Raw genomic sequence first — 18811 nt, 5'->3', positions numbered from 1 at the left:
TTGTTTGATACATGTTTTAGCCAGGTACTGCTCGATACAATGGATTGGCCAGTAAACCAATTATGCAATTGCAAAAAATGTGATGTTTTACAAAGGAGAGACTGGTAATGTTTCATACCAAAGAGATTGAACGAAAGTTTTTAATAAAATCACTGCCTATAAACACCGAAGTGTATCCTGGGCTAAGTATCGAGCAGTTTTATATTTCTGACAAACCAGAAATACGTGCTCGGAAAACCGACAATATGTATCAGATTGATATCAAAACCGATGTTGCTAGTTTAGTGCGCAATGAGTATTCTATTACAATAACTGAAGAAGAATATTATTCTTTAAAAAAGCAATGCATCAGCTATATTATAACGAAACAACGTCATCAGGTTCCGCTCGATGCTTCTGTAAGCTGTTTTGCTGATGTTGATATTTATACCAGTTCTAACTTGTTGGGCCTAGAAATAGTAGAGGTTGAATTTCACGATGAAGAAGTTGCTAAATCATTTGTTCCGCCTGACTGGTTTGGCAGAGAAGTAACAAACGAACTGGAATATCGAAACAGAAATTTAGCGAAGTTGCCGTTTTATGTCATAAATTAAAGTAGCTCATTAACCTCGGAGGGGAATTTGGGAGAATTAAAATCCGAGGAGTGAATATCATGAATCCTATTGAAAATGCTAAAGAAGAATTGGAAAAGGCAAACACTTTAGTGGAAGCGCGCAAGCAAAATGCTGTATCATTTCTTACTCAAAATAAGAAAACTATCTCAGTTGTGCTTGTTGCTCTGCTTATTACAACAATCTTCACTGTTTTTGGTTTTGTTCTATGGAAGATTTTTAACAAGGTGAATGAGCCAACGAAACCATTTACGCCAGCAATCAACTTAAGCCTGGATGGTAAGAAATCCAGTGTTTCGGATCCGCAGGTAGTTTATGTTCAAGGACAAAATACTGTCACTAAAGAAATCTCTTATATCGCAAAAGAAATCGATTCACAAACAGGGATAAAAGAGCCGACTGATGTCCAGTTCGAGACAAAAGATAAGAAAGTATATGTTAAAGTTAATGGCCGACTGCACGAGGTTCCAATTGAAGTTACAGAGGATTCGAAGTTTGAAAATGGTAAGCTCGTAGTGGCCGAAACTACCAAGACAGATATTAATATTACCGGGCCCGATCCGGCCCAATGGAGTTTATCTTATTTACGCAATCTAAAAGGGGAACAAGCCGCCGGAATATCGTATGGATTAAATAAAGTAGTACGAGCAGATTTGTTATTCGTACAAAACAAAGATCCATTTATCGGCGTAACTGTATCACTTGGCGATTTGCAGAGCAGATCCGCTCCTAAAACTGTAGCTAGAGAGCCTGAGAAGGGCGCTGCTGCGTCAAAAGGTGCTTCCTCGAAGTAATAGTTGTCTCGACTTTAATCGTCGCTCACAAAGGAGAAGATAAAATGAGTAATGTAGTTCAATTAGTAAAACACGATCAAGATAAACTGTTTGACCCAGATAAATGCATTTTACCAACAATTTATGTCGGTAAAGATGAAATCGTTATTCGCGAATATAAAAAACAGCGTGTTATTACTTTTGATATCATCGATAAGTTACACGAAAAAGAAGAAGGCGTTTCTAGGTCAAATTTTAGTCGCCAGAAAAAGCACTTTATTGAAGGCGAAGACTACTTTGTTTTTAGAGGGCAAGAAGGCCGCGAAGCCTTACAACTCGGTAACTATAGCAATTTGCTAGAGTTAAGTACGAGTAAAAATTTCGTCTTTTATCTGTTTACTCAAAGCGGATATCTGATGCTCGCTAAATGCTTTAATGACGATTTAGCATGGTCCGTGCAAAGAACACTCGTCAATAATTACTTCTCTTCAAAGGCTGCAGGTAATATGTTTAGCCTCATGCGCCGCATTATCGATGTTCTTGAAGAAAACCAAAAAGTTATCGAAGATCAAAAGCTCCAAATTGAAGCTGCTACTGAACGGCTCGATGAAATCGATGAAATGCACGATGTCGAAGTTGATCCGTCATGGTTAACAGCAAATAAGATCGCTAAAAAGCTCAAGCTCTATTCGACCAATGGACTGCCCCATTCCTCGCTTGTGTCGGCAATAGCCACTAAAGCAGGTATTAACATATCTCGTCGTGCAAAGCATAAAGATGATTATGTAGCAGTTATCGCCAAAAGAGAAGGCGATACCGTCATCTGGGAAGTGTATTTCACTCCCGTAGGCGAAGATGCCATCGTTGACTGGTGGTATAAAAATGAAAACAAAACCCGTTTTACTAACCTTTATAAGCGTAGTACAGGAGAACATTCTCCTGGCGATGTTAAGCAAATGGGACACAAAATTGGAAGGAGGAGCTATTATCTCGCTATTTAACAAACGAATTTAATCAGAAGGGTTGTGACGACGAGTGAAACTACACTCATCCGTTAAGCACAAGGGAGCATTTATTGTTTCCATTCTGGTGATCCTTGCGATTGCCGGATCTGCTGTAGCGTATTACCCGCCAGCTCAGCAACCCACTACAGAGAAAATCTTAGATAATAAGATAGAAGTACCATCGACTGCTTTACAATTTACACTTCCAGAAGTAAAACCACCTCCAAAAGGCGAGATTTATACAGTAACTGCATATGATCTCAGTATCCAATCGTGTGGCAAATCGATTGGAGCCCCAGGATACGGCAAAACAGCAAGCGGATACTCCTTGGCGGGACATACATGGTATTCGGCTAAATCAATTGCTGTAGATCCAAATCGTATTCCGCTAGGCTCAAAAGTACTAATTAAGTTCTTGGATGAAAAATTCCATATGTACAATGGCGTCTATACAGCCAGAGACACTGGTGGCGCCATTCGCGGCGATAAGATTGATTTCTTTATGGGCGATTTTGAAAGTAACGAAACAAGTGATATCACATGGGCTTTCGGTAAACGCCAAGCTGAAATAATTATCTTAGGCGAATCATAAAAAGATCTTGCATACTTGTTAACCTCATGCTATAATAACTTTGCATCTGGTTAACAAGTATTTTTTTATTAACATGTACTTTTCAATGTGTAAAAAACATACATATATTGCTAATATACATATTGTAAAACAAACGGAGGTTTCTGTGTATAGTATTAAATATCTTGGCTGCGATATTGACAGCACATTGATTATGAATGAGCACAATTTCCCTGTATGCGCCAATCCAAGCGAAGGCTTTGAAGTTTTGAAAGACTTCCAAGCTAAGGGCGGCAAGGTAATCTTTTGGACTTGCAGAGAAGGCGAAGCATTGCAAATGGCTGTCGACTATTGCAAATCCCTTGGGCTATATCCGGACGCCGTCAATGAAAATTTGCGGGAACAGATCGCCTTGGCTGAAGCCAAGAATTTAAAATGTGGATCTCGCAAAATTTATTGCGACATGTACATTGACGATAAAGACCCCCGGGCACTCATGTATGGCATTGATTGGAACTTAATTCGCGTAATGATTATTGATTACAACACAGCACTACAAGCAGCATAATACTCATATCAAGCTTCCTTTGCGATTTATCGATCGGAAAGCTTGACATTGAGCTGGTAAAGCGTAACAGTACGGGAGCGACAGACGCCGTAAGGCTAGGAGCGCTAGGTCGCCGCACCGGCAGGGAAGACCGGTATCCACATTCGATAAAGCTTTAATAGCTACTACACTCCCGATAATAATATTAAACATTATGATGGGAGCGAATGAAAAATGCAAATTGAACAAACAACCTCAGTAGTCCTAGAAGGAAACCCTGAATGTAATCACGCTTTTTTAACCAAAGGAATGGGAAACCTTACTCTAAAGCCGCTTATCAAATCCACGATGCTTGGCAGATGGAAAGTAAATTCAAGGTTACACAGTATTGAGCGTATCTGTTTTAATTGTGGCCGCCTTGAAGTCGTCGATACCGATATTAACTGGTCGACTCCATTCTCATTCGAAGCAGTAATCGATCGTTTTAAGCAGCAATTGCCAAAATAAAACAGATGGAGTGATACAATTAATGGAACAACAAGAAAATCGGGCACATATCGTTGAATTTGCCGACGGAGAAAACAAAAGTTTTTTCGCTGTTAGCATGCTGGTTGAACTTAACAACAAGAAGTTTGCGTTGCTAAGTGAAGTTGAAATGAAAGACGGAATAGCTCAAATGATAGATTCACCGGACACATTCGTTGCTCGCATTGATATTGCCGAGGACGGGTTAGATGTTTTTGTAGAGCCAACAGAAGAAGAATTTGTTGAACTCATGAATAATATCGAAGAGCTCCAAGAGCAACCAGCTGCAAAATAAAATTGACAGGCGTTTCTCGCCTGTCGGGTGTTGCTATATTACTAACTGCAGCTTAACTGCCAGCCAGAGTTATTAGGTTCTTGACTCATGATAGAGAGCTAAAAACTGTCGATCTGGGTTCAATCCCCAGTAGGGCCGACATGGCCCTACGAGTAGGATCATTCGATCACTGGAGCATCTGTATGCCAAATATATAGCGATACCCGACAGGTGATAAATCTGTATTATGGGGATGTAAAGGTTTCGACGTGGTAAGTTTGGTGTAATAAGCGAGCTGGCAGGCGTCCTCCATAACGGCGCAAAGCAATAACTGCTACTGAATATAAAATGGCTGCGTAAGCCCATCCCGCCGATAGTAAACGGAGTCTGTCGGTTAATCAAGTGAATATTCCTAGCTTTCAGGGTAAGCCGTATAGTCTAGAATGCAGTCGACTATGGCTCACTTGTCAGGGGTGTCAATTAGTTCCGTGTAGGTGCAGTGTAAGCTGTCTCAACTGCACCGAAAACAAGATAGCGGACTTTGGGATTACACTAGCCACGGTGTTATTTCGTTCAGAGTGAACTAAAGATTGGCTGGCCCACACGAATCGTTGACGTTCGATGTAATGTGGGTAAGATTAACTGAACGGCTACGCTCGTAGAAAATTACATAGTGCTTATTGCGGACCCGAGTTCGACTCTCGGCATCTCCACCAAAAAATATTCCAAAAGGATGAAATATATAGTATGACAAAAAGAAAATATTGCAAGCTCTTTATTGGATGTGCCTAATGGATAAAAGAACTAAACATCTTTTATTAGCAGGTCCAATGGTATTTGGTTTTATCATGGCATTAACAACGCCAATTGTGCAATTATACTTCGTAAAATTAGTAGACTCTTCAGTCTATGCACTATCAGGAGTTATCGCAACAGGTCTTGCTGCTCTCGTACAGTCAGTAACAGCAAATGAACGCTTAAGACTAAAAATCCGTAAGTTTTTTTATTGGATTCTCTTATTTGACTGTATAGCGTTTACTATTGTGTCATTCGCAGGAATAGACAATGTAACTATACGTTTCATAGGGATTTCAATTTTGTCGGCGGTATCTGTGAATCTATGGATGACCATTATGAGAGATGCAATAAATAATGTTCTTTCCGGTGCGAAGCTAACTGATTTTCAATCATTGTCAACGGCTTCATACTTATGGTGTAATTTGGGCGGAGGAATATTATCAATATTGCTGATAGATTGTATCCCAATCAATTTTGCCATAGGAGCACAATGCGTAGCCAACTTTATATGTGCAACAAGTGATTGGGTAGCATATAAAAGAGTAACATAATCTAAATGTAATACTTTTTATAAAGGATGATATAAATGACACAAAAGATAACAATCTGGCAGTCTGTTAGTATAGACAAAGACGGTAAAACAACTACTGAACATAACCACTGTGAAGAAGGCTGGGTAAACGACGAATACCCATTACCGTTAAACTCAGATTTTACAAAACAAAAGACTTGGAAAAATCAAAAATGGAAAAAGTCATTTGGTTATTCGCATAACGGCAAGGTTATTGTCGATGAACGGCTGGAAAAATGGCTTATAACACAAACTAGGTATTTATCAATATTGAATTTGCTCAAAAATGCCAAACTCGGATTAAAATCCGAAGGAAATAGCAATAGTAATATCGTTCCATGTGCATTTTGCTCAGATGGGAAACAATGCTCGGAATGTGATTGGAGCCTTGTTTTTGGCTTATGTATTTCAGCCGGCGGCAATGGCGATGCAACGTACGTATGCGCTAGAAATCATTTAACAGCATCTATTACAGGTTTTGAGCTAATACTGAAGCGTATTAACGAAAGAATTGACAACTTGAAGTTAACATCAAGAGTATTCTTGGATAGACATAGTTAAAAATTTTTATTTATGAGGTGAGTGATATGAGTATGGCACAAGCACCATCTGTTTGTCCGCATTGCGGCAAAAAACAAGGTTTTTTTCATAGCAGCTGGACGTGTGGTAAATGCGGCAAATCAATGATTCAACCAAGGCCTTCGGCTCCTCCTGCTTCAGCGACCTGTTCTCGATCGTATTCATCGAATAGTAGTAACAGGAACAAACGTCAAGATGATGACGATGATTTAATCGATACAATTGCGACTGTTGCAATCATTGATTCTATTACCGCAATATTTGATGATTAATAAAAAGAGCGTGGGCGTGAAAAACTGTAACGGCTTGTCCACTTAAGGCAGAAAACCCAATTCTGTAGGACGCTTAAGGCGTGGATCGCTCTTTTTCTAAGTTTTTTTGCTGGATCTTTCGCGACAACCGCCGACTTTGACTCGTGTGAGTAGCTCTTAACTCCTAGCTTAGCGGCCGGGAAAGTGGGAGATAGACGGAGATTCAGCTGGCCATGGGTCTGAGCCAAGGCGGCAATCCGGCCTCCAAAGCCGTAGAAGCGGGTTCGATTCCTGCCAGGCCCGCCATTAATACAAGGAGAATAGAATAAGATGTTGATAACAGTTACTGTTGCATTGGTTTTTATTGGATTAATTAGCTACAATTTATATCGCGACAAAAAGAAAGCTAAGGCAAGACAACAAAAAATTGATTCTTGCGATCACGATATAGAATATGATTACGTAGGGCGCGGCTATGATGACGACTACAAATATGAGGTTTGTCACAAATGTGGATATAGAAAGTTTTTAGCTTGATATATCAGTTGGTTACATGTAATGGAGGCTAGCTTAAGATACGGAGAATTCAGTTCGGCTGTCAGCCCGTATCCTCCTTGATTAAAGGGAGCATGTCTGAAGTGTTGTGGAAAAAGCATGCGTATATCGTCCATCGGTGGGGATGGGCGGCTAAATATTTATAGCAAAAAACAATTATCAATTTGCAATGTAATGAATTTTGCTGGGCCATTCGTGACGGCGGCATCCAAAGGGATGTGCAGCTACGCGGTGAAATGCAAGAGTTGCTTCCTGCAGAGTAAGAACCCGATAGACGGTGACCTGGCTAGCCATATGCGGGAGTACATAACAAGGTGTGTCAGGGTAGCTCCCTGGGCTTAGCGGCTGGGTGGGTTCAATCCCCACACTCACGCTCCAATTTTATGCGCGGCATAGCTCAAGTGGTAGAGCGGCTTCTGAAAAGAAAACGACGTGAGTTCGAGTCCACCGCCGTGCAATCATGCGAGGGTAGCTCAATTGGCTAGAGCAGGGGCAATAATCGTGGTAAATGATAGCGCTGTCAGACTACGTAGCCTCAGGTTGCGCGTTCAAATCGCGTCCCACGCTTTCTGTTGCAAAGAGAACTGCCTTGTCGTGGCGCAACAGCCTAATCCAAGAGTTCTCTGTTTGAGCGCACTGGTAAAGCAGACGAGGTTCGAATCCTGCGATGCGTCATCGCGCTCAATCTTAATAAGATTTATCAGTAACTTCACGTTTACAGAAAAAATAATCAAAATTACAAAATGAAAAATAAAGGGGATAAACATATGTTCATCGATTTTAAAAATGCAGTAGCTAAACAGTTCAACGTAATGAAAACCCATGATCTTTACCATACTCAGGTAAGCAAAGATGAGTTATGGGACAAGTACTTATCCAGCTTTCCTGCTGGCACCAATCCGTTATATCGCGAGCGTACTGAGCACGACTGTAATTGCTGTAAACAATTTATCCGTGCTATAGGTAACGTTGTCGCAATCATTGATGGCAAATTAGTAAGTATCTGGGATGTTAAGGTAAATGATTCTACCTACCAGATAGTGGCCGATTCGTTATCGGAATTAGTCAAATCAAAACCAATCGAAAATATTTTCCTGCATACCGAACGTACTGCAGGTACAGATAAATCCTTCGAGGATACCCTCAGCGGTGTTAAGGAATGGGAGCATTTCTTTGTAAATATTCCTGCAGGCCGCAATGGCGAAAAGAATTTTGTATCTAATGATATCGGCACCCGCCTTGGCGAAACTCGTTCTGCATTTGATGTATTTCATCGCGGCCTAAAAGAATTAACTGCTGATGCGTTTGAGGCTGTAATCGATTTAATTAATCAAAATTCACTGCATCGCGGTATTGAGTTTAAGGCTGCCGTCGAGGGCTTTTATACCCTAAAGAAAGATTTTGACAAGATCAAAAAGGTAAGCGACCAAGTCTTGTTTGCATGGCAACATTCAGTTACAGACCATATTAGCGTTACCCGTATTCGTAATACGGCCATTGGTACGCTGTTAATCGATTTGTCTGAAGGCATGGACCTAGACAAAGCTGTTGACTCTTTTGAATCAAAAGTTTCCGGTAATACATATAAGCGGCCAAACGCTGTTTACACCGAAAAAATGAAACAAAGTGCCGCAAAGACAGTAGAAGAACTTGGCCTCACATCAGCTCTTTCCCGCCGCCGGGCCGTTATGTCTGATGTTGGTATAAATAATGTACTGTATGCTGATCGGGATGCAAAACCAAAAATGAGCGGTGATAGTCCGTTTGATCTAATCGATGATTCTACAGCTTCTAAAAAGTCCAAGAAATTAGATAAGGTAGAAGAAGTTAGCATCGAAAAATTTATTGCCGATATTTTGCCTACTGCAACCGGCATCGAAATCTATCTTGAAAATAACCATGCTAAAAGCCTTGTAAGCCTTATTGCACCAACCGATCCAACTGCCGGCAAGCTGTTTAAATGGGATAACAATTTTAGCTGGGCCTACAATGGTGGTGTTGCTGACTCATTTATCAAAGAGCGTGTTAAAGCAGCCGGTGGTAATGTTGATGCTGAAATATGTTTCCGTTTGGCTTGGAACAACTTTGACGATCTTGATCTTCACATGGTTGAACCAGGTGGAGCAGAGATCTATTACGGACAATATCGCAAAGGCCGTACTCGATCTGATTTTTCTCCATGCGGAGGCCAGCTTGACGTAGACATGAATGCCGGTCACAAAGATACTCGTAATCCGGTAGAAAATATCTACTATGCTGATACCTCTAAAATGAAAACCGGTCGTTATAAGTTGCATGTTCGTCAATTCAATAAACGTGAAAATGTCGATTTTGGTTTCGAAGTAGAAGTTCAGATCCGCGGCGAAATCACTCGTTATTCTTACAACAAACCAGTCTCTGGCAGCGTAGATGTCGTTACATTTGATTACGATGCCAAAACTGGCGAATTTAAAGTTGTAACATCTTTAGAAGGCGACGTAATCTCAAAAGATATTTGGGGAATTAAAACAAATGAGTTCCACAAGGTTTCCATGGTAATGTTGTCTCCAAACTATTGGGATGGTCAGGGTGTTGGCAACAAGCATTTCTTCTTCATGCTTAACAACTGTAAGAACGAAGAAACTGCTCGTGGATTCTTCAATGAATTTTTACGTGCCGATCTTAATCCGCATCGTAAAGTATTTGAAGCTCTCGGAAGTAAAATGCTTACATCATCCGCGCCCGACGAACTTAGCGGCGTAGGTTTTTCAAGCACCCAGCGTGCATCCGTTCTCTGCCGTGTATCTGGCAGTTTTAATCGTGTAGTTAAAGTTTTATTTTAAGGAGCGATATCGTGAGAACACCTGAACAAATCAAAGAAAAAGCCATTATAAATGCAATGTGTCATGTCTTTTCTGGCCTTGAAGAAGACAATGACACGAAAGCCGCTTATGAATCACTTCTTGAACAAGCTGAAAAACATCCGGATAATCAACTGGAAGAACTTGAACCGTGGGAGCCATTTGAGTATCGCAGTGCTCAAGAAATCTTGGATATTGTCGATGGCTTAATAGATTGCTTTGAACGTGTAATGAAATGGGCGCAAGAACAGCCCACCGAATAATAAAAAAACTTATTCTAAAGGAGAGTGTATATTATGTTTGAAAAAGCAGCTCGTTTAAAAATTAGATTCAATACTGAAAAAGGGGTACTTTCTGTTGAAGATTTATATGATAAAAGTATGCCGCTTACCAGCAACACAGGTAAGGTAAATCTAGACAGTATTGCTCAAGAGTTAGATAAACAACTCAAAACAAATGATACTGTATCTTTTGTTAATCCAGGTAAAGTATCTGATGACATCACTCAGCTCAAGCTTGATCTTGTTAAACATATTATCAATGTCCGGCTGAAAGAAAGAGAAGAAGCAAATAAAGAGCAAAACAATGCTCTACAAAGACAGCGGATTCTTGGACTTATTGCCAAAAAGCAGGACGAAAGTCTCGAAAGTATGTCTGAAGAAGAACTCCAAGCAATGCTCAAAACTCTTGACTAATTTGCAGGAGGCAAAATATGAAATCAACCGGTATTATTCGTAGAATTGACGACTTAGGTCGTGTGGTAATTCCTAAAGAGATTCGAAGGATCGCCAAACTTCGGGAAGGCGATCCAATGGAGATATATGTTGATCGCAACGGAGAAATAACTTTAAAAAAATATTCTCCTGTTGCAGGATTAGGAGAGTTTGCTCAAAAATATGCTGACTCATTACATGAAGCAACAGGCTATATAGCACTTATTGCTGACTGTGATGTTATACTAGCTGCTGCTGGCGCTCCATTAAAGAACTTCTTAGGGATACCAATCAGTACTCATATGGAAGCAGCCATAGAAAACCGTAAAACTATTATGCTTAACAATAATAATTCTGACCAATCCGTTTATCAGGCTATGACAATTGCTCCAATCATCGTAGAAGGCGACATTACCGGTACAGTTTCATTATTGTCATTAAAGCCGGACACTAAAATGTCTGATATGGAAATAAAGCTGTCCGAAACGGCTGCAAATTTTCTTGCTAAGCAAATGACTTTGTAGAGGTTAACATGGGTAAATATGATCCGCCGGCCGACGCCAATAAGAATTCTTCAGTCCGAATTGATTACTTTCGTGGTGACTATGGTTTTTGTAGTAACATGCACAGCTGCACTGTCTGGTGTGGAGGTATAAAATATCCATCCTCTGAACATGCTTTCGTTGCTTCAAAAGTTAAGCTTGATGGTGGATTATTGACGATATTGCATCGAATCAAAATAGCCAAAATTAAAAGCCCAGGCGAAGCTAAGAAGTATGGAAAAACTCTCACGCTATCTCCCGATTGGGAAACAAATAAAGTAGACATTATGCGTGAAATTGTGTTTGAAAAATTTACACAAAACTATGATTTAGCCGAAAAATTGTTAGCCACCGGTTCGGCTGAATTGATTGAAGGAAATCAGTGGTGGGATTTTTTCTGGGGTGTTTGTAATGGGCAAGGACATAATCAATTAGGAAAAATTTTAATGGAAGTTCGAGATTTCTTGCCTGAGTATTTTGCCAAAATGGATATGATCGCAGAAGCTGAATTCTGCGGAGACTAAGTAAGAAATGTTAGGAAAAAAGCAACTGGATAGGTCGGATAAAGCCCGGCCAAACCAGAGCTAAATCGGTACTCTTATGCGCTTGGCAATAAGTGTTTTGGTCAACATCTGCCAAAGTACACAATGAGAGTGGGTGGTTTGCATTAGACCAAATTGCAAACTGGTGCCTTCGGTGGGGAAGCGCACAAAAAAATTGGAAACCTATTTATGAAGGACAGGATGATTCGTTGCGTAAGAGATTCTATATCCTGAGAAGTAAATAGTGGAGTCGCGCCAAGTTTTAACGCAACAGCAACGCGGCTATGGCGACAGGTTGGGGCCGCCATTGAATTATAAAGCAGGGAATGAAGTTCTTTGCTTTATAATACCCGCTCTTCGCTTAGGAGGGCGGTCAAAAGAGGCCGTTGTGCCCACAGACTTGTTAGGTTGTTAGGTGAACAAGATGTTACGATGGTGTTGGTGGGGCTTTCGTTGCTGGCTGACAGGCGTTTGTCAGATCGTTTTTTCTCCTTTTGCACGGTAGCCCAAAAAGGAGAGGTTGTTAGACCTACAAAACTAACTCCTGTATAGTAAGGTAGACTATGCCGCTTAAAGCGTTGTGCGAAAACAACTGGCGAGGTGCATATCCTACCAATTATGCAGATGAATCCGTGGCAATTGCAAGCCGACATCAAATTGTAACGAGCTGTTAAGTTTTATACGGACAAACAGCGCCCTGTAAGGCCAGTGTGGATACAACTCAAAAAGACATATAGAGTATGGCGCCCAAATAATACGATAATATCCAGTATCTCTGGAGGCGCTTCGGCTATATGACTTACACCGGTAGGCGGCTATGTACATCAACGCGCCGCTGAATGGTGACCAAACGGAATAATTGGCCGTTGCATTGCGTGAGAGTGGGATGTGAATGGTAACGTAATGAAATTGAGTAGTGAAAATGCCACAGTATCAAAACTAGGTAAATCTCCACCTTAAGCGAGAATAAAATCAGCTGGTGCGGCGTGGTGTGAACACGTAGGCCGGAGTTTGGTGAATAAGCGAAAGCTCGGCCATAAAACTCGTTAAAAACATGCACTTTCGGTGGTGTGTCTTGAAGGACAAAGGTCACAGCTGTGCTTTTGTGAATCACACAGGAAGACGAACCGAGCAGGTTAGAATCCTGCCACCAAATTTTATGAACAAACTTGCTAACGTAACTATGTTGCGTTGTTCCTGAGAGTACAGCGGGGAATTAAAATAAAAGCTGTCAATGAATCCGTGCCGATAGCGATTCCCGTGTCATTTAGGGCAGCTGAAGAGTGTTGACTAGGTGAGGCAGGAGGAGGCGAGACGGTGGAGTCGATATGGTGTCGGCGAAAGGCGAAGGTAATACGAGGGAGCTTATACCCTGGAATTTACTGCAGGGTTCAGACCCGTATGGCGAACAAATCGCAGGGAGATGGAGAACGGGATGGTGCATAGCGGTGAGTTAGAGGGCTATGCGCAAATTGGAGGCCTGTTCGAGTGATCGAGCATGGACTTGGCCGTATTATACCAGCGAGATTCAGAGCTGTCCAATGATACGGACGCGGCATAAGCCGGTGCGGTAAAGAGATATAGCCGCAATCCCACGCCCACGGGAAGTTAAATATAGCGGGCTACGTCCTGACCCGGGTCTAAGCGGGTATGTCTCTAGGGATGACGATTGATATTTGATGATTGAGTATATCGAATGCCCGAAATTTGGACGAATAAAATCATCTCTCCGGAGTGCTAGCGAGTAGCTCAGTGATAGAGCACCTGACTGATAATCAGGAGGTCGTTGGTTAAAATCCAACCTTGCTGGCTGTAACCGGAGAATACTCAAAGGCGGTGAAAATATGCTGTGGTATCTTAAACAACTTTTTCCGTTATCTTATTGGACAGTTTACGGAAAAGATGGCAAAACCTATTTTACGATTTGGAGAATGTGGTTCGGCAAATGCTTCGACGTTATCGAATTTGAATTAAAGTAGATTGCATATGGCGCATACTGGCCAAAGTGGCCGTTAATGTATCGACAGAGGGGTTGATACATTCTCTAGTGGGGCCGTTACCCGCGTGCGTACAAAATAAAATATTTTATATTAATGGGAGGAGTCATTCACATGACAAACAACAACAACATTCCAACTGTAAGCGACAAGGACACTAAAGGGGTAATTATTGACAAGTTCAATCAAGTGGTTGAATTGCTCAAAGCAAAGGAAGCTGCTAAACTTGACCCCGCTAAAGAAGTCGCCCAGAAGGCTGTTACCTCCACATTAGAGAAAGCTGCCATTATCGTCAAGGCCGACGTTGGCACGCAAATTAATGAAATGGCCGATACAGTAACCAAAGCATTGACAACTGCATTAGCAGAGATCGATACTCGTGTTGCTAATTACAAAGAGCTGGACGATGCTATCAGTTTAAAACGGGATGAAATCAAAGAACTGTTTGATATTGAAGCTAGCGCTTATGCTCTTATCGCTCTTATCAATCTGCAAGAAGAGCAACAAACCACTTTCGACGAACACATGGCCGAAAGAAAAGAAAGGGCCCAAGCAGAGCTGCAGGCTGTTATTTCTGAGACCCAAGAACGCCGGACCGCATTCCGGACCGAAATCGATCAACTTCGCAAAGAAACCGAAGTTAGTCGCAAACGCGAAGAAACTGAATTTATTTATGCCCGGGATCGCGCTCGTAAGTTGGATAATGACAAATGGGAAGACGATAAAGCTGCCCGTTTAAAAGTATTTAACACCGAATTGGCTGTACAACAAACCGAACTAGACGCCTTCAAGGCGGATATCGACAAACGTGTCGAAGAAGTTACTGCCAGGGAAACTGCTGTAGCAGATCTTCAGGCTAAAGTAGATGAAATTCCTTCTTTGATTGAAGCTGCTGCCGCTAAAGCTGCAAAAGATGCTAAAACCTCTGCTGACATTAGTAATGGCTTTGCAGTAAGAGCTCTTGAAAAAGCGGCTGAATCTGCTAAGGCGTTAAGCGATATGAGAATCGAAAATCTTGAAAAAGCTCTCGCAAGCGAACAAGAGCGTGTTGCTGGCCTGGAAACAAAACTTGATGAGGCTTATGCTAAAATCGAAAATATTTCCGGCAAGGCTGTGGACGCTGCTTCTGGTGCTAGTTATGTGAATCGATTGGAAAGCGCATACAAGGAACAAACTAGCAAATTATCTGCTGTTAAGTGAAGCCTGAAATAAAGAAAATGTTTGACCAAGGAGCCGTCGCCGTAACTATGATCAACGGCAAGCTGGCGCCCTGGTCTCCCTTCGGGGTTTCCCCCGATCCAAGGGACTTTTCTAAAAAGAAACCAATAAAATGATTTGATAAAGGCCTTGTCCGTTGAGCCTATCAACGGTCTATAATGTCGGGGTAGCTTAAGTAGGTTAAAGCCTTGAGCGTAAGTGGATCTAAGTAAAAGCGAATGATCAGCGTTAGTAGCTTAGCAAAGCGGAAAAAGGGTTAGCAAGGAGCATAGTCTAATCCATGGCGCAGAATATGTAAGTAACTAATTCTTCTCTTGCAAGGAGGTTCAATTCCTTCCCCCGATACCATTTCATTATGTATGTAATAAAAAACAACTTATCAACTTTCATGTAGATAATAATGTAATTTAGTTTTTAAGACAAGTTTATAGAAATATCTGACGCTATAAACTTGTCTTTTTTTATATTAAGGAGGAACACTATGGTAAAAATAGCAGTATTTATTGAAGGTGGACTAGTACAAGGAGCCGTTGCTAATCAAGAAGATATTCAATTGCTCGTTGTAGATCGTGATATTGATGGAGCTATACCCGACGACCTCCAGCTAATAGAAGGCAGTAAAGTGTATGCCCACCAAGAAGATCTTGAAATTAACTCTAAACGAATAGAAACAGTCTTTGACGAATACAAGCAAAACATCCCTGTCAAGGAGAATTAGTATGAAAATAGGATTAACAGGAGCCGGCGGCACTGGCAAGGGCACTCTTGGTAATTTAATAGCAAAATATCTAGACGTACCATTCCTGCCTTCTCACATCAAAAATACCGGTATTACAATGGGCTTAGCCAAAAGTTATAAAGATGTAGAGCAAGCGGATAAGCACTTGGCATTCCAATGGACAATCATGATGGGGCAAATCTACCAAGAAAGATCTGCTCAAATCATAGGCACAAGCTACATAGCAGAGCGGACCACCCTGGACTATATTCCGTATTTCCTTGAACGGAAATTGGATGATCCATTTTATCTGCAAACAGCTCGTGAATGGGCAGAAAAAACTTATGATGGTATCATTTATCTACCTGTAGAATTCGAAGCACAAGATACGGTAGAAAACGCGTGGAAAGAACGCGATAAGGCTGCTCAAGAGCGCACTAGCGCGATTATTAATCAAGAGCTGTCCCATTTAACACTTGGTCCAGTTTTAACTGTTCACGGTACCGTAGAAGAGCGCTTTGAGCAAACTAGGTTTTGGCTTAAGCAAGTCTTAGCAGCTAAGAGCAAAATCGCATAACTCCACGTACTTTTACCACATCTTTTCTACTAAAATAATTATCTTATCTATAAAAACATAACTACCACTACACTTAAGGAGGAAACGAAAATGAACCATCAGACAAATAATTACATGACAAACATGATAGTTCCTACAGTAATTGAAGAAAGCGCAAATGGTGGAGCTCGTGCGTTTGATATTTATTCAATGCTATTAAGACAACGTATTATTATGCTTAATAGTCCTGTCGACGATCATATCGCTGGTTCCATCGTGTCACAGCTTATCCATCTAGAAGCAGATAATCCGGATGCTGATATCACACTATATATTAACAGCCCAGGCGGAAGTATTTCAGCCGGTATGGGTATTTACGACACTATGCGATATATTAAACCTGACGTATCAACAATTTGCATAGGCTTGGCAGCCTCGATGGGTTCGTTTTTACTGGCAGCAGGAGCTAAAGGAAAACGTTTTGCGTTGCCTAATTCAGAAATCATGATCCACCAGCCAAGCGGGGGCGCACAAGGTCAGTGTTCTGACATTCAGATTCAAGCTCAGCATATTCAGCGCACAAAGAACAAACTTAATCTTATGTATGTAGATATGACTGGGCAACCACTGGAAATGATCGAAAAAGATACTGATCGGGATAATTGGCTTACCGCAACACAAGCGTTAGAGTACGGATTAATCGATAAAGTTCTCGATAAAAGATAGGAGGTTATTCTTATGAATGAAACCGAACTTGAAGAAGAACAAATTTGTTTATTTTGCAATCGCGAATCAGATCCTACGGTAGGTAGAGTCTTGATTCAAGGACTTACCGATAGAGTGTTTATATGTACAGAATGCGTACATGAATGCGCAAAAGTAGCAGATGAATTCAAAGTAGAAGAAGATCTTCCTGTTATCAGAAAAAACATTAAGCCTTCTAGCGTGCGCAATTATCTTGATCAGTATATTGTCGATCAAGACTACGCTAAAACTGTTCTAGCTGTAGCTATTTATGATCATTACAAATACCTTGAATACAAGCAGCAGAAGAATCCTCCTGTTGATCTTGAAAAATCTAATATTCTTATGATCGGTCCAACCGGTTCAGGTAAGACAGCTATGGTTCGGCATTTAGCTAAAAAGCTCAATGTACCATTTGCTACGGCAGATGCCACTTCTATGACAGCTTCCGGATTTGTAGGTGAAGATGTTGAAAATGTTATTCGCCTGCTTTTAGAGAATGCCGGCGGTGACGTTGAAAAAGCTCAACACGGGATTATCTATATCGATGAGGTTGATAAACTATCTCGGAAGAGCGAAAACATGTCGGTTACTTGCGATCCTGGCGGTGAAGGTGTCCAGCAAGCACTGCTTAAGATTATCGAAGGTACTATATCAGAAGTTCCACCTAAGGGCGGGAGAAAACATCCTGATCAGTCTACAATAAAAGTAGACACTACCGATATCTTATTTGTCGTAGGTGGTTCATTTGAAGGTATTGAGAAAATTATTCAAAAACGTCAGCAGTCTAAGAAAACCAGTTTCGGTTTTGGCGGAGAACTTAGCAAGGATGAAAAAAAGTTTAACGACTTGATTTTAGATGTTAAGGTTGAAGACTTGAAGAAATTTGGTATGTTACCAGAGTTCCTGGGCAGACTGCCAATCATTTGTCCGTTGCAAGAGCTGGATGAATCCGCTCTTCTTAAAATATTGACGGAGCCTAAAGATGCTCTTGTAAAACAGTTTCAAGAGTTGATGAGAATCGACTCAGTAGAACTTAAATTTACTGAAGAAGCTCTAATGGCTATCGCCAAAAAGGCGATCGAGAGAAAAACCGGTGCTCGTGCATTGCGCTCTATCATGGAAAGCGTGCTGTTGAAACACAAATATGAGATACCGGAATTAGAAAACATTCGAAAAGTAACTGTTACCGATCAATGTGTAAATGACGGGACAGAACCCATCTATGAATACTCAGACGAAAAGAAAATTGCTTAAGGAGGCAAAAAACACTATGACCACAATTTCTGAAATGTTCACATCTGCCATTAATGAGGCACTTAAATCTGCAAGGGTGATTACTGATTCCTCACAAAAAGCACAGACTTATGCAGCCATTGCACAAGCGTTAGCTCAAACTGGCCATGTTACAAACACAGCCAAAGCTGAAGACGCTAAAACTGAAGCTACCTCAAGTGTAACTAATATGACCGGCGGCAAAGGAAGCTTAAAAAACAAACCCGCTACCAGCAAACCTGTAGCAACTCCAGAACCGGAGAAAGCAGCTCCCGCAGCGGCAACAACTGCTGAGCCTGAGTTGACAGAAGAATGGACTCCTGAGCTGCTAGAATCGTTAGCTGCCGAACTCGAATTCATTCAGGAAAAACAAAAGCAGTATTCTGAACAGGATTTGGATAACTGCGTAAAGGTTTTCTCTAACAACGTGCTTAATGGCATCGATGAAATCAATCCGATTAACATCAAAGGTTTTGTTGACTTCATTGAACAATGTGAAGCTGATCAACAAGCTAGTGCCTAATTAATAAACTGCTGCAAATTCAAAAATAAAATTATATTAAAAATGTTTCGGCAATACTCAGGAAGAGTATTAGCCAATAGGAGG

The 18811-nt window shown here is 41.1% G+C and carries 22 protein-coding genes, 2 tRNA genes and 1 other RNA gene; all 25 read left to right on the top strand.

What is annotated here, in order from left to right:
• Nucleotides 1-107 precede the first annotated feature (107 nt).
• Nucleotides 108-593, top strand: a complete 486-nt coding sequence (locus ACZ449_RS00215; RefSeq protein WP_464256780.1) for a CYTH domain-containing protein — start codon at nt 108-110, stop codon at nt 591-593.
• Between the two features lie 59 nt (nt 594-652).
• On the top strand, nt 653-1405 hold the full coding sequence (locus tag ACZ449_RS00210) for a hypothetical protein (RefSeq protein ID WP_464256779.1): 753 nt from the start codon (nt 653-655) through the stop codon (nt 1403-1405).
• 44 nt (nt 1406-1449) lie between these two features.
• The gene (locus tag ACZ449_RS00205; protein WP_464256778.1) at nt 1450-2385 is read left to right on the top strand and encodes an ORF6N domain-containing protein; all 936 of its coding nucleotides are present in this window, start codon (nt 1450-1452) and stop codon (nt 2383-2385) included.
• 34 nt (nt 2386-2419) lie between these two features.
• On the top strand, nt 2420-2980 hold the full coding sequence (locus ACZ449_RS00200; RefSeq protein ID WP_464256777.1) for a 3D domain-containing protein: 561 nt from the start codon (nt 2420-2422) through the stop codon (nt 2978-2980).
• 145 nt (nt 2981-3125) lie between these two features.
• Nucleotides 3126-3527: a hypothetical protein gene (locus ACZ449_RS00195; protein WP_464256776.1), complete on the top strand. Its 402-nt coding sequence runs from the start codon at nt 3126-3128 to the stop codon at nt 3525-3527.
• 213 nt (nt 3528-3740) lie between these two features.
• Nucleotides 3741-4013, top strand: a complete 273-nt coding sequence (locus ACZ449_RS00190; RefSeq protein ID WP_464256775.1) for a hypothetical protein — start codon at nt 3741-3743, stop codon at nt 4011-4013.
• A 22-nt stretch (nt 4014-4035) separates the two neighbouring features.
• Nucleotides 4036-4326, top strand: coding sequence for a hypothetical protein (locus ACZ449_RS00185; protein WP_464256774.1), 291 nt, complete (start codon nt 4036-4038; stop codon nt 4324-4326).
• 228 nt (nt 4327-4554) lie between these two features.
• Nucleotides 4555-5021: a transfer-messenger RNA gene (gene ssrA / locus ACZ449_RS00180) on the top strand.
• 75 nt (nt 5022-5096) lie between these two features.
• Nucleotides 5097-5654 (top strand): hypothetical protein, encoded by a 558-nt coding sequence (locus tag ACZ449_RS00175; RefSeq protein WP_464256773.1) that lies wholly within the window; start codon nt 5097-5099, stop codon nt 5652-5654.
• Between the two features lie 35 nt (nt 5655-5689).
• Nucleotides 5690-6235, top strand: a complete 546-nt coding sequence (locus ACZ449_RS00170) for a hypothetical protein (protein ID WP_464256772.1) — start codon at nt 5690-5692, stop codon at nt 6233-6235.
• A 26-nt stretch (nt 6236-6261) separates the two neighbouring features.
• A complete protein-coding gene (locus ACZ449_RS00165) occupies nt 6262-6525 on the top strand; it encodes a hypothetical protein (protein WP_464256771.1) in 264 nt (87 codons plus the stop codon).
• 309 nt (nt 6526-6834) lie between these two features.
• Complete coding sequence (locus ACZ449_RS00160; RefSeq protein WP_464256770.1) at nt 6835-7041, top strand: hypothetical protein; 207 nt, start codon at nt 6835-6837, stop codon at nt 7039-7041.
• Between the two features lie 480 nt (nt 7042-7521).
• Nucleotides 7522-7626: transfer RNA gene (locus ACZ449_RS00155), tRNA-Tyr, on the top strand.
• A gap of 200 nt (nt 7627-7826) precedes the next feature.
• Complete coding sequence (locus ACZ449_RS00150) at nt 7827-9881, top strand: hypothetical protein (protein ID WP_464256769.1); 2055 nt, start codon at nt 7827-7829, stop codon at nt 9879-9881.
• A gap of 11 nt (nt 9882-9892) precedes the next feature.
• Nucleotides 9893-10162 (top strand): hypothetical protein, encoded by a 270-nt coding sequence (locus ACZ449_RS00145; protein ID WP_464256768.1) that lies wholly within the window; start codon nt 9893-9895, stop codon nt 10160-10162.
• A gap of 33 nt (nt 10163-10195) precedes the next feature.
• A complete protein-coding gene (locus ACZ449_RS00140; protein WP_464256767.1) occupies nt 10196-10594 on the top strand; it encodes a hypothetical protein in 399 nt (132 codons plus the stop codon).
• Between the two features lie 17 nt (nt 10595-10611).
• Nucleotides 10612-11136: a stage V sporulation T C-terminal domain-containing protein gene (locus tag ACZ449_RS00135; RefSeq protein WP_464256766.1), complete on the top strand. Its 525-nt coding sequence runs from the start codon at nt 10612-10614 to the stop codon at nt 11134-11136.
• Nucleotides 11137-11144: 8 nt separating this feature from the next.
• Nucleotides 11145-11678, top strand: a complete 534-nt coding sequence (locus tag ACZ449_RS00130; protein WP_464256765.1) for an NADAR family protein — start codon at nt 11145-11147, stop codon at nt 11676-11678.
• Nucleotides 11679-13434: 1756 nt separating this feature from the next.
• Nucleotides 13435-13506: transfer RNA gene (locus ACZ449_RS00125), tRNA-Ile, on the top strand.
• Nucleotides 13507-13807: 301 nt separating this feature from the next.
• Nucleotides 13808-14893, top strand: coding sequence for a hypothetical protein (locus ACZ449_RS00120; RefSeq protein ID WP_464256764.1), 1086 nt, complete (start codon nt 13808-13810; stop codon nt 14891-14893).
• 499 nt (nt 14894-15392) lie between these two features.
• Nucleotides 15393-15629 carry a hypothetical protein gene (locus ACZ449_RS00115; RefSeq protein ID WP_464256763.1) on the top strand — a complete coding sequence of 79 codons (237 nt, stop codon included), beginning with the start codon at nt 15393-15395 and terminating at the stop codon, nt 15627-15629.
• A 1-nt stretch (nt 15630) separates the two neighbouring features.
• A complete protein-coding gene (locus tag ACZ449_RS00110; RefSeq protein WP_464256762.1) occupies nt 15631-16206 on the top strand; it encodes an AAA family ATPase in 576 nt (191 codons plus the stop codon).
• Between the two features lie 114 nt (nt 16207-16320).
• Nucleotides 16321-16911, top strand: coding sequence for an ATP-dependent Clp protease proteolytic subunit (locus tag ACZ449_RS00105; protein ID WP_464256895.1), 591 nt, complete (start codon nt 16321-16323; stop codon nt 16909-16911).
• Between the two features lie 12 nt (nt 16912-16923).
• Complete coding sequence (gene clpX, locus ACZ449_RS00100) at nt 16924-18186, top strand: ATP-dependent Clp protease ATP-binding subunit ClpX (RefSeq protein ID WP_464256761.1); 1263 nt, start codon at nt 16924-16926, stop codon at nt 18184-18186.
• Between the two features lie 16 nt (nt 18187-18202).
• Entirely contained in the window at nt 18203-18727 is a 525-nt protein-coding gene (locus ACZ449_RS00095) for a hypothetical protein (RefSeq protein WP_464256760.1), read from the top strand.
• Nucleotides 18728-18811 lie beyond the last annotated feature (84 nt).

The sequence above is a fragment of the Desulfosporomusa polytropa genome (genome assembly GCF_055380075.1).
The sequence above is the reverse complement of the archived record's forward strand: the minus strand, read 5'-3'. Positions and strand labels throughout refer to the sequence as shown.